This is a genomic window from Paenibacillus hexagrammi, from assembly GCF_021513275.1.
Classification (GTDB): Bacteria; Bacillota; Bacilli; order Paenibacillales; family NBRC-103111; genus Paenibacillus_E; species Paenibacillus_E hexagrammi.
In genome coordinates, this window is record NZ_CP090978.1 from 6,263,302 (window position 1) to 6,276,583 (window position 13,282).

The window sequence follows — 13,282 nt, forward strand, 5'->3', positions numbered from 1 at the left end:
TTGATATGAGCACGGAGCATGACGGGCAGAATATTGAAGTGCTGATCATCGAAGACGATGTAAAAATTGCTGAAATTAATCGCAGGTTTATCGAAAAAGTGGAGGGCTTTCGCGTTGTCGGAATCGCGACAGATGACGGACAAGCGAAGGAGCAGCTGGATATCCTGCAGCCGCAATTGGTCATGCTGGATGTGTTTTTCCCGGGCGGCAGCGGATTGGAGCTGCTCTCTTACATCCGTCAGCATTACCGGGACATGGACGTGATCATGATTACAGCGGCCAAAGAAATCGACACCGTCAAGGAAGCTGTGCGCTGCGGTGCGTTTGACTATATCATCAAGCCGTTGATTTTCAACCGGCTGCAGGAAACGCTGCTGCGGTATTTGGATTTTCACCGGGAGATTTACCGGCTGCACGGCAGCGGTATGGTTGACCAAAGCGATGTCGACAGGTTGTTGTCCGGCTCGGGGAGGAAAGAGCATCGGGCGGAAGTCCCTCTCCTCCCCAAGGGCATTGATAAATTAACGCTGGATAAAATTATTCAGGCGATTTCAGCTGCTGAAGGCGGCATGACGGCGGAGCAAATCGCCAAGGAAATCGGCGCCAGCCGGTCAACGGGAAGAAGATACCTGGAGCATCTGGTCAGCTCAGGCGAAGTATTCGCCGATCTCAACTATGGCGTCGTCGGACGCCCGGAGAGAGTTTACCGCAAGAAGGAGCAAGTGTAGCTTAGCCTACACATAAGCACGAATAGTCTTGAGCCCCGCCAAAGCGAAGATTCCCAGCGCCGTCATCCCGATCCCGCAGATGAGCAAGCTGATCGACGGGCTGAACCAATCAGACGCTGTGGAGAAACAGGCCAGACCAATTGGCGGCGCAATACTGGATAGGGAACCAAGCGTTCCGAATACCCTACCTTGTATAGAGGGCTCGACTTCCAGGCGGAGCATGTTATTGATAATCAAGGTGCTAAAGGAGAAGATAAAGCCTGCCATCAAAATAAACGGTAACGCCCCCCTCCGCTTCCCGTTTGGGATAGAAGCACATATACGGGGCCAAGCATGACTACGCTGAGCAGGATCCATATACCTCTGTGCTTCAGTCTGTTTCCCGCGATCATAATGAAGCCGGAGCCCAGTACGTACCCAAGAGGAATACACGCCTCAATGAGTCCAAAGATGAACGGACTCGCCAGCCACACCTGAACAGCCATTACCTGGGTCAGCATGAGCGCCGATAGAAAGAACATGAACAGCAGGGGCAGCAGCAGGAGCGCAGCCCGAACCATAGGTTCCTTCCAGATGAAGGATAGCCCGAAGAAGAAATCCTCTTTGAACGTCGTTGCCTGCTGCTGCGTGCCGGAGGGCTTGCTGGGAAATGCCCCGCCAGCGAATAAAAGCAATGCTGAAACCAGGTAGCTGACGGCATCCAGAGAGAGGGCGAATACGCCACCGTAGACCGCAACGGCGATTCCCCCAAGGGCAAAACCCGAGATGCGGATGACATTATCCGCGATCACCATGGCGCCCGAGGCTTGCTGAATCTGCTCCCTGGCCACCAGATGCACAAGCGAGGCTTGGAACGCCGGCGAGTAGAATAAACCCGCTGTGGAGGTCAGAACGGTAAGCAGCAGAATGACGTAGAAAGACGTCCCGGGGATTAGCATGGACAATGCCATTCCCGCGACGAGCAGAAACCGGCTTATGTCGGACAGGTACATTAGCACTCTGCGGTCCACCCGATCGGCGATGGTACCTGCTAAGGTGCCGAAAAGCATCTGAACAATCAAGGTGGCGATCAGCACCACAGACATCAGCTTGGCGCTGCCTGTCGATTGAAGCACCCAGAGGTTCAAAGCAATACTGTGGAACGCATTCCCAAGTAAAGACACACAGTGGCTGGCGAAGATGCAGACAAACGGCCGATTCCTCCAAATCGGCTTCGACGCCCACTTGGATAGGGCTACTGTCTGCCCCTCTGTTTGATTAGATAAACCGAGCATACAATCCCTCCTTTTAGTTACTTAAACGTTTAAATTAATAAAAAGAAAAGCAGGTAATCTTTGCGAGGATCGTTGATAAAGGGAAATGGAGAGCTCCGTAGTTTTCGGAGAAGCGTAGCGGTCGCCTTTGACAGTTTGTTATCACCTTTAAAGCATTTCATTCAATCGAATAACAAAATGTCAACAGCGATTGGAGAAAAGCTACGGAAGCTCGTAATTGCCTCTTCTTTATCGACAAACCGAGCAGAGATTACTCTGCATGAACCCACACGTACTTGTCTTCAGGCAGCTCAGCACTTTGCTCCATAAGCTGGAACATGAGTCTGCATGCTACGGATGCCTTATTCTGTGCAAACGAAACTAAACCCGCGCCTGCCGGGACGATCTGAGGGCAATCTGCCACCGCAATGACACATAGATCGGATGCAGCTGCATACTTGGCAGTCACAGCCCCAAGGAACTCCCCTATCACAATCACCTTATGCTGCTTCCGGCTGCGCAAAAAAAGCTCCAATTCTCGCTCCTGCTGCATCACGAGGATATCCCGGTCCTGAAGGCCGGAATGCCGCCTGATAGAACGGCCGAGCTCTACGTTATTGCAAGCCTCCATCACCAGACAGCGCGCCACCTCTTCTCCCACCTGCGCCGCCGCTTCACGTAAAGCACCTTCCAGATCGGCGTTTACTTTATAAAAAAGCGGATCGTCGATCAGGCTGTCGATCACAATCAGCGGAACACCCGAGGGGAATCTGCTGGAGATCGTATGAAAGCTCATCTGCTTCACATCAATGAGGAACACGCCGTCGAGCTTTCGCTCGGCAATAATATCGAGCTTGGGAGCAGCCGGATCCAGACTAGAGACAATGACGTGATACCCTTGTCCGGTCAGCTCCTGCTCCATCTGATTGACCAGCGATGCATACGTCAGCTGCCTCGATAGGCTCTCGTGCTCAAGACGGTTGATCAAGATGCCGATCAGACCTGTTTTCTGCTTGACGAGGGATCGCGCGGCGAGATTGGGAATGTAGCCCAGCTGATTGGCGATATCTTGTATGCGGCATACGGTTTCCGCAGGGATCGTCTGATTCGGCGTCTTGTTCAGCACATAGCTGACTGTCGCAATCGACACGCCTGCAGCTTTTGCAATGTCTTTTAAAGTCGGTTTTTTCATGGTACAATCGCTCCTCAAGCAACAACTTAATCGTTTAAGTGATTATCTCACAGAGAGGATTTATTTGTCTACAGCCCGCTGTCCTAATCGAGGGCAGGCGCCATGAGTCTGGTAAACCTGCTTGGCGACAAGATACGTCATAATGTGAACAACATACGCAATAAGATACATCATTTTCTATGATATAGTTGATAGGGCCAAGTTCCTCCAAACAAGACATTTTGAAGAACAGGAAGCGATTATTCTTGAAAAACAAACAACTGTATACCAACGCTAAATTTGTAGCCATTATTGCAGCTATATGTTGCTTTTTTTGGGGAAGCTCTTATCCCGCAATTAAGATTGGACTGGTCTTATTTGACATTTCACCGGATGACATTCCATCCAAGTTCGTATTTGCCGGTTACCGATTTGCCATTGCCGGAATTGCATTATTGCTTGTCGCACGGGCCTACGGCATCAAAGTTTTTTCACTTTCCTTACAAAGCTTTAGACAGCTGAGCATCCTTGGTGTAATTCAGACCACCATCCATTACGCGATCTTCTATATAGGTGTATCAAACACAAGTGGCACGAAAGGTTCGATTATGAATGCCACGACCGCATTTTTTGGCGTCGTTTTGGCACATTACGTTTATAAAAATGATAAGCTCAGCCGAGGGAAAGTCTTAGGCAGTATGATTGGTTTTCTTGGTGTCGTTATTGTTAATTTTAGTGCGGATTTGCTCAACTTTACGTTCCGTTTTACGGGAGAAGGGTTTGTGATTGTCGCTGCATTTATTTTTTCTGCTGTCGGGCTCTATGCCAAGAAGCTGACGAAAACGTTGGATGTTGTGTTAATCACCAGCTACAGCCTTTTAATAGGGGGCATTGCGCTTACGGTAATCGGCATCGCTTTTGGGGGTAAGGTCAACCATTTTACATGGGAGTCTTCATCGTTACTAATGTTTCTGGCTGTATCATCCTCTGCATCCTTCTATCTGTGGAACTGGCTTCTGAAATACAACAAGGTCGGACGTGTATCGGTCTATAATTTCCTGGTTCCTGTTTTCGGTGTCACACTTTCTTCTATCTTCTTGGGTGAGGCGATTTTGGAGATAAAGAACTTACTTGCACTCGTTCTTGTTTCTTTGGGAATATGGCTGGTTAATAAAGAAGATACATAACTTATCGAAAAATCCCCGCACATTTGTTACACTATTAAGCATACATAATAATTAACGTGTAGATATCAAAAATATACCGTAGAGAGGTGAGGCGAACGTGAGAGATCGGAAAAGCGGGTACGGACATTGCCCGAATGAAGATGGCTGTCCTGTGGAATTTACGTTGGATGTTATCGGAGGTAAGTGGAAGGGCGTGCTTCTCTATCATTTGATCGATGGTCCGAAGCGGTTTAATGAATTTCGCCGGATTTGTCCGACGATTACACAGCGCATGCTGACGCTTCAGCTGCGCGAGCTGGAGACCGATGGCATCGTGCACCGTGAAGTTTATCAGCAGGTTCCGCCCAAGGTAGAATACTCCCTCACAACTTTTGGCCGCACGTTGGAGCCTATCATTCTGAGCATTAGGAGCTGGGGCGAGACCTACAAAAGCTACCTGCGTGAACAGAGGGAATTAGAAAACAACGGGTCTTAGCAGCAGTGAATGGATAATTATAGCTTGGGTAACATAACCATGAAGTCTAGGAGGAAAGGTGTAGATCCGAATGACGGCTAGCATGGTGATGTGGTCAGGTTTGGTGATTCCGTGGCTGTCCTTGTTTTTCCTTAGAAGCGGAGCTATTCGCAGATATATCGCGGTTGCTTTATTTGTTACTGTCATCAACACGATTATTAGTCAATTGGCCTGGCATTATCATTGGTGGACCATTGAGAAACCGATATTTACTTGGTCAAAAATCATAGATGTTCCTCTCGTGTACAGCATTTTCCCGGTAGGTACGATGTGGTTGTTTGCCTATACGTATCGCAGATTTATCCGCTATCTGATTGCCAATCTCCTTGTAGATGCAGGATTTGCATTCGGGATTAGCCGATGGCTGGATCACTTAGGGCTCATCAAGACGGGATCAATGGCCCACTGGCAGGTGTATATGCTGATGGTTGGGTCGTCTGTAATTATCTACTTGTTTCAAATGTGGGTCGAGGGCGAGGATGTTGAGGTCCACATCGGGACGATTAACCGGATAAAAACCTGAGACCGCGGGGCATCCGGCGCCATTCTGCATGATATACTAGGTGATAGCAAGCGGAATGGGAGGAGATACGATGGGATTGTTTGACGGGCTGATGGGGAACGCGTCCGAGCTAAGTTTGGCCGACGTCCAAAAGGAATTCGCCCATGTGTTATCGCGGACGGAATCGGTGGAAAAAGCGTACAAATTGATTCGCGACTTGTTTATTTTTACGAATAAACGATTGATTCTGGTTGATAAACAGGGGTTATCCGGTAGAAAAATGGAAATGCATTCGATCCCGTACAAGAGCATCACGCATTTTAGCATCGAGACGGCGGGAACGTTTGACCTGGATGCAGAGATGAAAATCTGGATCAGCGGCACGCATGCCCCTATCGAGAAGAAATTCAACAAGAGTCTGAATATCTACGAGCTGCAGAGCGTATTGGCTGAGTATGTATTGAAATAGAAAGCTGCTAAAACAGGAAACAACCACCGCGGAGGGAAATCGCACATGATCAAGTGTGGCCCGTAACGGTGGTTGTTTATGTATTAGGCTGTAGCCCCCGCTGCCCGGCGTTTGCGCTGCTGCACGCGCTGAGCCCGAAGCGTTTTGATCGATAACGTAATGCCCGTCACAGTGAGGACAATCATGCCGATCGCTGTCAGATCGATGAGCCAGGAGACGTCCGTTTGCCCGATTTTGCCTTCATGGAGTCCCTTCACGATTCCGATGATGCCCCCTGCTTGTCCGGGTCCCTCTCCCCCTTGGAAGGAAGGTCTCCCTTGCTCGGAGGCCATGCTTGGCGCACTCTGTCCGCTTGATGCTGCAGCTGAAGGGTCAGCGGCTGCCCCGGTAGTTCCGGAACTTTCCTCTCCCATTGCAGGCTGCTGCGTCATGTTCTGTGTCGTCGCTTGAGGAGGTCTCATCTCATCCCCTCCCCCAAGAAGCCATTTCTCTGTTAAGAGGAGGCCTGTGATGGATTGAATCAGAATAAATACCGAGCAAATTAAGCCGATCCATAAGTGTAACTGCCTTGTTTTTTTCATCGTAAACATCCTTTTCTTATTTGATTGATAAAGCAAGTATAATTACGGCTTCTGAAGGCACCCTGAGCGGACGCTGAGCAATTGCTGAATATTGGAAATGCCCGCATCACATAAATTTTGAGATCCATGGAATAAATGCCATAACCATGCATATACTGATATCAAGTAAGTCCTCATTCGAGGAATCGCCGTCACATGATCACAGTGCTGCATGTATAAATGGACTCTACTATGGACAAGCTTGCATCGTAAGGCTTTGGAACGTGCTGTAATAAATGCCATTTGCCTTTCTTATCCGGTCGTGGTATGATGAATTCAATTGAGTGTAAATGGATTCACATATTGCAAAGGGTTAACATTTGTAAGATGGAACCTTTTCCAATGTGTGAATTTTTTTCTCTTCGAGAATAAAATAACATGTTAATTTAATTTGTTGGAGGTATTCCCATGCAAACAGGTACAGTAAAATGGTTTAACGCAGAAAAAGGTTTCGGCTTCATCGAGGTTGAAGGCGGAAATGACGTATTCGTACATTTCAGCGCAATCCAAGGCGACGGCTTCAAAACTTTGGACGAAGGCCAACGCGTTGAGTTCAACGTTGTTCAAGGCAACCGCGGACCACAAGCTGAGAACGTTGTAAAGCTGTAATTTGATTGTCAAAACTGCCCTTAACACCGTGTAAGGGCAGTTTTTCGTATTGCAAAAAATCGGTATGCGCCCTTATGTAGAGGCATACTGTTAGGGAGGCTTGGTAGCATGTATTCCAGGAAAAAACCAATGGAAGAGGTCCCAGTTGAAAATACTCCGATCTGGTCTTGTACCGAAGATAGCTGTAAAGGCTGGATTCGGGATAACTTTGCATTTGAGTCGATACCGACCTGCCCATTATGCAGTTCTGCGATGGTTCGCAGTGAGAAACTGCTGCCTGTATTAACCAATACCAGCACCTACCAGAAGCCGGTCAAGAAAGGTGCTTCCATATAAAACATCCATAGCTGTTGCCGATAACCCGGTAGATACGCGTGGATCTTTCATAGTAAAACAAATCAGCCCTGCGGAACGCATCAAAAGCGTTCTGCGGGGCTATTTACATGAAGAGGTCTAATTCGACTAGTTGAGCTCTTTCATGAGATTTCCGTCTTTGTCATAATAGGTGTAATCTCGAAATTCATAGTGATGATCTTCAGATTCGGGGAAATCGATCCAAGCAACAGCCGCCTTATGAGGAATAACATGTTGCTCTAATTTCTGTCCATTTATACGAACTTGTATCTTTGCAATTTCATTTTCGGGACTGGCGACAAGCATAAACATGGGAAGATGGTCGGGAATAAAATAGCTAAATGTTTCGTTATTCCTTACTTGTATAAAACTCCAATCAAAATCACCATCACTATTTTTTCTGAATTGGATGCAGCCTGGACGATGGTTAGATAGAAAACCTACTACCCTTTGATCATCGAAATCCCTGACTTCCAAAATTTCTATTGCAGCATCTTCATAACCATGAATAGCATGTATGACTTTTACAATGGAATCTTGATCATTTCCGTACAAATGTGTACTTTTGTTCCTATACCAAGCCAGGCAACCGATAAGCAGTACCAACATGGCAAGTGTAATAACAAGGAATGTTCTCTTTTTCAACAATCTACCTCCTTGTGGGATTCATCTGCGCTCAATTCGTATTCTTTTCGTTGGCATAATATCATCGAAAAAGTAAACGCAGTAAAGCTTGTATAAGTTTCACCTTTATGTCTCGTTGGGAATGGTTCTACCTCTTGCTGCATGCCACCTACCCTGCACATTCTATGGTATCATGATAAAAAGCATAACGCGTAAGGAGGTCAATCGTACGCTATGAAACCCCGTAAAAATTGGAATTGGCTGCTGATGGGCAGTGCTTTTATCCTCGCAGCAGGTGTCGTAGTTGGACTTGGAGGGAAGCTGCGGTTGGACTTCTTCCATGTCTCAGATAAGGAATCAGCAGCAATGGAATCTCCTGCATCAGTACCAGCAGCTCCTGGAGCTTCTAACGAGGCAGTCAAGCTTCCGGCTAGGGAGGCGGTGCAATTTCGGATGACGGATCTCAATCACGGTTGGATCGAATATTCGGATGGGACGATGGTGACGGATGATGGCGGCGCAACATGGCGGAATACGGGGCAGAGTGTGCCGGCAGCAGCAGCGCTCTCTCCGGACGGGCAATCAAAGCAGTGGAGCGTGTCAGAGCTGATCGAGCTGCAAAATAGCGGAGGCACGCTGCCGAGCCCGAAGCAAGCGACGATCGGTTCGACCCTAGTTCCCGTGAAGCAGTCACAGTTCCTGACGAAGCTGATCGGATGGGCGCTGCCGGCCAGTCAGCCGGGAGCTCACGCGGAAGCAGATGAATCCCATCATCCGCTTCTTGTTACGATAGACGGCGGGTTAACTTGGCAGGATGTGCAGGATCAAGCTGTGCAGCAAGCTTTTGCCGCGGAGACGGAGCAGCTGAAGAAGCTTAGGGAGGAAGCGGAGCGGTTCCCCGATAAAGAGACAGCTCGTCAGGTGCTGGGATCCAACGTTTCTGCATGGAGGCTATTCCCGGAGAGTGCCTCGCGCGGAGATGTCGTCTTAGTGAGACACAACGGACCGGGCACCGTAAAATGGTTGGGCAAATCCTACACACTGGAGCCCTTCGGAGCAGGCTACTACACGTACCTCCCCATCACAATGCAGACCAAGCCCGGTGCGTACCCCATTGGTGATCAGACCTTAACGATTAAGGCCAAGGAGTTCGAAACCCAGTATCTGAAGGTGACGGAGCAGCTGGAAAGTATGAGGCAGGATACGCAGAGGATCAATGCCGATCAGAAAAAAATCGATGCAGCTCGCAGCAAATCTGCGGAGACCTTTTTGTTCTCATCGGATTTTATCCAGCCGATCGAAGGCATTCTGACAACCCCATACGGCTACACCCGTTATGTGAACGATAAATTTGACAGCGCGCATATGGCGGTTGATCTTGCGGCTGACGAAGGCACGCCTGTGAAGGCAACGAACGACGGGATCGTAGCATTGGCGGATAACCTTTATTTAACCGGCAATTCCGTTTACATCGACCATGGGATGGGGTTATTTTCTCAATATGCGCATATGTCTGAGCTGAGGGTGAAAACCGGAGATAAGGTCAAACGAGGCGATATCATCGGGCTTGTCGGGACGACGGGATTTTCTACCGGACCTCATCTGCACTTTACGTTTTGGGCGCATAATGTACAGGCCAATCCGAACCTCTTTTTCAATTCCAACCCGTTTCATTGGGTAAAAGGGGAATCGGCAAGCAAGCCCTGAATCGGCAAAAAGCCAAGACAGAGCGCTTTCGACTCTTTCTTGGCTTTTGTCTTTCCTTGTGTCTATCCTGAAATAACGGGTCTATATGAAGTGGAGGGCAGTTATGGAAGCCACGAATTTGGTACGCCAAATTGAGGGCCTTCATTGAATGTTCAACATCTGATGGTGCTGCGTTTAGCGGCATGGGTGGCTATAATCGGAGCTGCAATCTCTGGATGGTGTCTTTGTCACAAATGACAAACAGGCGCGCATCTTCAGGTATGAAATGGTCGAGCCTTCGATTGATGTTCAACTGATCGCCGTCGGAAATGAGCGTCGCCCCTTCCTGCAGAAGGGCGGTGAAGGCATCACGGTAAGTAACCCAACCGCTTCTGCGCTCCACCTCATATAGATTATCCCCGTATTCCCGGGTCAACAGCTGAGAAATAATGCGTGAGGAGCCTGGATGGAACGCAGAGCGGACGGCAAGCTGAGAGATGGTTTCTGAGCCGAGGATAAACTCGTCGACTTTGATATGGATAAAATTTTGCATATTACTGCGGTCCTTAATTTCAACTACGGTATGTACATGATTGTAATTTCGTTCAATGGTGGTAGCGACGAGAAGTGTTTTTCCGTCTACGAACGAAGTGTCCCGGAGCAAGGCATCATCCTGAGTGGTCTCCTTGGCGAAAATAAAAACCGCTCGCGCTTTGGTCATATTCGCTTGCTCCAGCGTTTCAAGCTCTGTGGGAATCCCCTGCACATAGTGAACTCGGTTGTGCACGATGGGTGTCCGGTCCATGGTATCGATCAGGACAATGTCCATGTCGGGGTCCGAGCGCAGTACCTCCTGGATCGCCAGCTCCGTGTTTTTACTCCAATCGACCATGACAAAATGCTGCTCACCTTGGTACTTCAGCTTGCCCTCCTCCTCTCTTCTGCGAAATTGAAAAACAGAATCCGCGATTTTGCTGATGGTAACCGAAATGATACCAATGCCAAACACATAGAGGAACATGCCCAAGCATTTGCCGGGGACCGTCTTTGGTGTGAAATCGCCGTAACCGGTTGTGGTTACCGTGGTCATCACCCACCACAGCCCGTTGAACAGACTGCCAAAATTATTCGGCTCCAGCAGGTAAGCGGCGATCGAGCTGACGATAATGAGCACCGCTGCCGTTCCGAATACGAATTTATTGTTCATTCGCAGCAGCCGCAGCAGCATATGCGTAAAAAAATCAATCGAACCGCTCCTCCTGCTTGTTGTATTCACTCATTTGGTAATATACACGTTTGGGGGTTTGCTATGCATAGGGGCGGTGATGAGTCTCCATTCTTCTCTATGGATACGCTAGATCAAACGTGAGGGGCTGTCATGACAGTAAAATGCTCCCCTTAGGGTAGCCCGTTAAATAACTGTAAGGGCAACAGACGCTAAAAATAAAGGAGTTACGCACATTCAAGCTGCGTAGCTCCTTGTTTACATTCCAATATTCCGGTTGTTACGGTTTGACTATCCCGCAGATTCTTAGAGGATTACTTGCGGGGCAGTCTCTTCACGCTTATTTAGGTATGTATCCCTTAATCCTGGCAATAATCTCTCTTTCCTGAGCGTGGTTCAATTCTTCAATCCGCTTGTTCAGAAAGAAGGCATCAATCCAGCTCCATATGACAGAGCCTGCCAAAAGAATAATGGAGAGCCATAGCAGAACCATGTTTAAACCGTCCATGTCCGAAGCCGCAATAAATAGGATCACCACAAACGGCACTGCACTGGTGGAAAGCATAATACTTGCGTAGCCGTAATTCTCCGTATAAAAGCGGTGTGCGCCGAAGAAGGACAATCCTGCCCACAGCCCCCAAGCTGCTTCTTTGGATTTTCGGAACTTTAGCATCTCTGCCTCCAGCATCCCCAGTTCTTCCAAAGTTAAAGTTCGCTTTTGTTCGAGATTATCCATGAAACTTCTATTATACTCGAGCAGCTGCGACTTCTGAGTTTGCTTTTGCTTGATTGATTAATCGCAGCTCCGAAATGACTTCATTTTCAATTCTATCGTTGGTATCTCTGATCATCCCAGATAACAAAAATAGGTCAATCAAGGTCCAAAAACCTAATCCACCCAGGGTCAGCAGCATAGCAACACCAGTACCGGTCTTACCTAGATAAAAGCGGTGGCCTCCAATTCCTCCAGTAAAGAACCACAATAACCAAGCAACTCCGCTAGATTTCTGTTTTTTGCTCATTTCAGACGCAAGCAGTTGAAGCTGCTCTGTAGTCAAGCTCTGTTTCTGCAACAATGATGACATGGTTAAAACTCCTTTTTCATTTGTTGTAAGAATTATACAACGGGCTTTCCGGATTTTAAAGCAAAACTTTGGGAAACCATGTCGCTTTATGATGAAAAAGTGGTTCTTAAGTCTGGAATATTAAATTTCCTTCCGGTCCTCGCAGGGTGTCAGCAGAGCTATGAGGGCCTCTCCCAACGATGCTGAGCAAACGCGGTGCGATACATGACAAGATGAGTGCTCATGAGAAACAGGTAAACGGGGAAGGAATAGATCAGCTGGTAGCCGTGTTTGTAATGGAAAACCCCGACTTTGACCGCCATCCATTCGAGCCCAAGGGCAATTCCTACCCATAGTAAAATATAGGGGATAATCAAGAGATCGTACATTCTCAACCTTTTATACCAATAGATAAACCAATAACCAAATGGCGCATACATGATATAGGACATCATATCGAATATTTCGTATTTTGTTTGGTCCCCCAGATCGTAAAGATCAAATGGAGGTACATTAAGCGTGTGATCGATAACAAGTCCGAATGCGATACCAATGAGCATATTAAAGGCAGTCTGAACAGATGAAAATGTTCGGGGTAATAGCCATATGAAAGCGAATGCAATCACAGTGACTCCAATAACGAACCACTCGTTACCATTAAAGTGAGTATCATAGATGGTATTTCCGTCCATCAACGAGTCCACCCTTCCTTAGAAGTCATTCGTTGAAAGAGATAGCCTAATAATAACGCATAGACCATCACACAAACGATCATCACCGACTCCATACCCAAAGTCCACCCCCGATTGTCGAGCACATGGTTCCATCTCAGTGTAGATCCAAGAAATAATTGTGCGAGAAATGCATAGAGCGATATGGCCCAGCGAACACCTGCCCTAGACGTAGTCAGGAATACGTTGACGAAAGTCATTAATACGAAAGTAATCGTGAAATCATTATGCAGGATCATAGATAAAAAGTGAGGAATACTTTGGCTGTTAATTTGAAAGAGCTTCAAATTGAACCCAAGTATGGTCAGTTTGTTTGTTAACACAACTTCAATCACCATAAATAACAGGCAGTTAACAACCAAAGGCAGCTTATTTGGAAGACCAGTTAAGGTATGGATGCAGAACCAAGCAAAAAAGAAATATAAGACCATTATCAAGCTAAAAGTCTCCCCTTCTCGCTGTGTGAATTTTCTCTTATATTCCCCTTGATTTTTCCAAATATACAAATAAAACCACCGCTAAAAAACGCCTGCTTATATGGCTTG

Annotated in this window: 18 protein-coding genes; 8 read left to right on the plus strand and 10 right to left on the minus strand. The window is 47.5% G+C overall.

Annotated elements, in window-relative coordinates:
* Positions 1 to 5: 5 nt before the first annotated feature.
* Positions 6 to 728, plus strand: a complete 723-nt coding sequence (locus L0M14_RS28740; protein WP_235119813.1) for a response regulator — start codon at positions 6 to 8, stop codon at positions 726 to 728.
* Between the two features lie 6 nt (positions 729 to 734).
* On the opposite strand, the gene L0M14_RS28745 is transcribed toward L0M14_RS28740, so the two are convergent.
* From L0M14_RS28745 to L0M14_RS28755, 3 genes are all read right to left on the minus strand, one after another.
* Positions 735 to 998: an MFS transporter gene (locus tag L0M14_RS28745; RefSeq protein WP_235119814.1), complete on the minus strand. Its 264-nt coding sequence runs from the start codon at positions 996 to 998 to the stop codon at positions 735 to 737.
* The gene (locus L0M14_RS28750) at positions 995 to 2,002 is read right to left on the minus strand and encodes an MFS transporter (RefSeq protein WP_235119815.1); all 1,008 of its coding nucleotides are present in this window, start codon (positions 2,000 to 2,002) and stop codon (positions 995 to 997) included. Before L0M14_RS28750 ends, L0M14_RS28745 begins: the two co-directional genes overlap by 4 nt.
* A 250-nt stretch (positions 2,003 to 2,252) precedes the next feature.
* The gene (locus tag L0M14_RS28755; protein WP_235119816.1) at positions 2,253 to 3,173 is read right to left on the minus strand and encodes a LacI family DNA-binding transcriptional regulator; all 921 of its coding nucleotides are present in this window, start codon (positions 3,171 to 3,173) and stop codon (positions 2,253 to 2,255) included.
* Positions 3,174 to 3,418: 245 nt separating this feature from the next.
* On the opposite strand from L0M14_RS28755, the gene L0M14_RS28760 reads away from it, so the two are divergent.
* From L0M14_RS28760 to L0M14_RS28775, 4 genes are all read left to right on the plus strand, one after another.
* Entirely contained in the window at positions 3,419 to 4,339 is a 921-nt protein-coding gene (locus L0M14_RS28760) for a DMT family transporter (protein ID WP_235119817.1), read from the plus strand.
* A gap of 97 nt (positions 4,340 to 4,436) precedes the next feature.
* Positions 4,437 to 4,814, plus strand: coding sequence for a winged helix-turn-helix transcriptional regulator (locus L0M14_RS28765; protein ID WP_235119818.1), 378 nt, complete (start codon positions 4,437 to 4,439; stop codon positions 4,812 to 4,814).
* 70 nt (positions 4,815 to 4,884) lie between these two features.
* Positions 4,885 to 5,376 (plus strand): hypothetical protein, encoded by a 492-nt coding sequence (locus L0M14_RS28770; RefSeq protein WP_235119819.1) that lies wholly within the window; start codon positions 4,885 to 4,887, stop codon positions 5,374 to 5,376.
* A gap of 70 nt (positions 5,377 to 5,446) precedes the next feature.
* Positions 5,447 to 5,824 (plus strand): PH domain-containing protein, encoded by a 378-nt coding sequence (locus L0M14_RS28775; protein WP_235119820.1) that lies wholly within the window; start codon positions 5,447 to 5,449, stop codon positions 5,822 to 5,824.
* Between the two features lie 83 nt (positions 5,825 to 5,907).
* Here the strand turns inward: L0M14_RS28775 and L0M14_RS28780 are convergent, their stop codons facing one another.
* Complete coding sequence (locus L0M14_RS28780; RefSeq protein ID WP_235119822.1) at positions 5,908 to 6,405, minus strand: PepSY-associated TM helix domain-containing protein; 498 nt, start codon at positions 6,403 to 6,405, stop codon at positions 5,908 to 5,910.
* A gap of 447 nt (positions 6,406 to 6,852) precedes the next feature.
* On the opposite strand from L0M14_RS28780, the gene L0M14_RS28785 reads away from it, so the two are divergent.
* Both L0M14_RS28785 and L0M14_RS28790 read left to right on the plus strand, forming a co-directional pair.
* Positions 6,853 to 7,053 (plus strand): cold-shock protein, encoded by a 201-nt coding sequence (locus L0M14_RS28785; RefSeq protein WP_054817005.1) that lies wholly within the window; start codon positions 6,853 to 6,855, stop codon positions 7,051 to 7,053.
* A 108-nt stretch (positions 7,054 to 7,161) separates the two neighbouring features.
* On the plus strand, positions 7,162 to 7,389 hold the full coding sequence (locus tag L0M14_RS28790) for a cold-shock protein (RefSeq protein ID WP_235119823.1): 228 nt from the start codon (positions 7,162 to 7,164) through the stop codon (positions 7,387 to 7,389).
* A gap of 126 nt (positions 7,390 to 7,515) precedes the next feature.
* Here L0M14_RS28790 and L0M14_RS28795 read toward each other — a convergent pair whose 3' ends face one another.
* On the minus strand, positions 7,516 to 8,052 hold the full coding sequence (locus tag L0M14_RS28795; protein WP_235119824.1) for a hypothetical protein: 537 nt from the start codon (positions 8,050 to 8,052) through the stop codon (positions 7,516 to 7,518).
* Positions 8,053 to 8,265: 213 nt separating this feature from the next.
* Here L0M14_RS28795 and L0M14_RS28800 point away from each other — a divergent pair, with 213 nt between their 5' ends.
* Entirely contained in the window at positions 8,266 to 9,738 is a 1,473-nt protein-coding gene (locus L0M14_RS28800; protein WP_235119825.1) for a M23 family metallopeptidase, read from the plus strand.
* Positions 9,739 to 9,928: 190 nt separating this feature from the next.
* Here the strand turns inward: L0M14_RS28800 and L0M14_RS28805 are convergent, their stop codons facing one another.
* From L0M14_RS28805 to L0M14_RS28825, 5 genes are all read right to left on the minus strand, one after another.
* Complete coding sequence (locus tag L0M14_RS28805) at positions 9,929 to 10,993, minus strand: ion channel (protein ID WP_235119826.1); 1,065 nt, start codon at positions 10,991 to 10,993, stop codon at positions 9,929 to 9,931.
* Between the two features lie 289 nt (positions 10,994 to 11,282).
* On the minus strand, positions 11,283 to 11,615 hold the full coding sequence (locus tag L0M14_RS28810) for a TM2 domain-containing protein (protein WP_235119827.1): 333 nt from the start codon (positions 11,613 to 11,615) through the stop codon (positions 11,283 to 11,285).
* A 73-nt stretch (positions 11,616 to 11,688) separates the two neighbouring features.
* Entirely contained in the window at positions 11,689 to 12,027 is a 339-nt protein-coding gene (locus L0M14_RS28815; RefSeq protein WP_235119828.1) for a TM2 domain-containing protein, read from the minus strand.
* Between the two features lie 158 nt (positions 12,028 to 12,185).
* Entirely contained in the window at positions 12,186 to 12,698 is a 513-nt protein-coding gene (locus L0M14_RS28820; RefSeq protein ID WP_235119829.1) for a hypothetical protein, read from the minus strand.
* Positions 12,698 to 13,168 (minus strand): hypothetical protein, encoded by a 471-nt coding sequence (locus L0M14_RS28825; RefSeq protein WP_235123063.1) that lies wholly within the window; start codon positions 13,166 to 13,168, stop codon positions 12,698 to 12,700. Before L0M14_RS28825 ends, L0M14_RS28820 begins: the two co-directional genes overlap by 1 nt.
* Positions 13,169 to 13,282 lie beyond the last annotated feature (114 nt).

Coding starts and splice junctions, on each gene's coding strand:
- L0M14_RS28810 (WP_235119827.1), bottom strand. CDS start 11,615: ATGCTAAAGTTCCGAAAATCCAAAGAAGCAGCTTGGGGGCTGTGGGCA.
- L0M14_RS28780 (WP_235119822.1), bottom strand. CDS start 6,405: ATGAAAAAAACAAGGCAGTTACACTTATGGATCGGCTTAATTTGCTCG.
- L0M14_RS28770 (WP_235119819.1), top strand. CDS start 4,885: ATGACGGCTAGCATGGTGATGTGGTCAGGTTTGGTGATTCCGTGGCTG.
- L0M14_RS28815 (WP_235119828.1), bottom strand. CDS start 12,027: ATGTCATCATTGTTGCAGAAACAGAGCTTGACTACAGAGCAGCTTCAA.
- L0M14_RS28775 (WP_235119820.1), top strand. CDS start 5,447: ATGGGATTGTTTGACGGGCTGATGGGGAACGCGTCCGAGCTAAGTTTG.
- L0M14_RS28800 (WP_235119825.1), top strand. CDS start 8,266: ATGAAACCCCGTAAAAATTGGAATTGGCTGCTGATGGGCAGTGCTTTT.
- L0M14_RS28755 (WP_235119816.1), bottom strand. CDS start 3,173: ATGAAAAAACCGACTTTAAAAGACATTGCAAAAGCTGCAGGCGTGTCG.
- L0M14_RS28820 (WP_235119829.1), bottom strand. CDS start 12,698: ATGGACGGAAATACCATCTATGATACTCACTTTAATGGTAACGAGTGG.
- L0M14_RS28740 (WP_235119813.1), top strand. CDS start 6: ATGAGCACGGAGCATGACGGGCAGAATATTGAAGTGCTGATCATCGAA.
- L0M14_RS28750 (WP_235119815.1), bottom strand. CDS start 2,002: ATGCTCGGTTTATCTAATCAAACAGAGGGGCAGACAGTAGCCCTATCC.
- L0M14_RS28785 (WP_054817005.1), top strand. CDS start 6,853: ATGCAAACAGGTACAGTAAAATGGTTTAACGCAGAAAAAGGTTTCGGC.
- L0M14_RS28825 (WP_235123063.1), bottom strand. CDS start 13,168: ATGGTCTTATATTTCTTTTTTGCTTGGTTCTGCATCCATACCTTAACT.
- L0M14_RS28790 (WP_235119823.1), top strand. CDS start 7,162: ATGTATTCCAGGAAAAAACCAATGGAAGAGGTCCCAGTTGAAAATACT.